Raw genomic sequence first — 505 nt, 5'->3', positions numbered from 1 at the left:
TCTTGGCGGCTTCGATCCAAGATTTGAGGCCATAGCGCTCCCAGCACTTCACCCTGACCAGCACCACCCATGCGGCTTGGACGAACAGCGCGCGTAGGTAGCGATTGCCGCGCCTTGATATCTTGCCCAGGATCGTGCGGTCGCCGGTCGAGATCTGCTTCGGCACCAGTCCAAGCCAGGCGCCGAAGTCGCGGCCTTTCGAGAACACGTCTCCAGTGCCGATCGCGGCCACCATGGCGCTTGAGATGAGCGGGCCAATGCCGGGCACCGTCATCAGTCGCTCGCAGGCCTGATCTTGATGGGCCAGCGTTTCGATCTCGCTCGACAGCCCCTCGATACGTGCATCCAGCCGGCGCCAGTCGCCCGCCAGATCCTCGATGATGCGCAACATGCGAGGCGAGAGCACATCGGTGCGCGTCGCGAGGATACCCGGCAACTCGCACCGCAGGGAGTGCAGGCCTTGGCGTACGGCGATGCCCCGCTCCAGCAGGAACGCACGGATCTG

The 505-nt window shown here is 64.6% G+C and carries 1 protein-coding gene; it reads right to left on the bottom strand.

Going from position 1 to position 505, the window contains the following annotated elements; genetic code table 11:
* A partial coding sequence (locus ACZXDY_RS46390) for a transposase (protein WP_464350084.1) occupies positions 1 to 505 on the bottom strand: 505 nt, incomplete at both ends.

It is taken from the genome of Bradyrhizobium sp. LeoB3 (assembly GCF_055456055.1).
The sequence above is the reverse complement of the archived record's forward strand: the minus strand, read 5'-3'. Positions and strand labels throughout refer to the sequence as shown.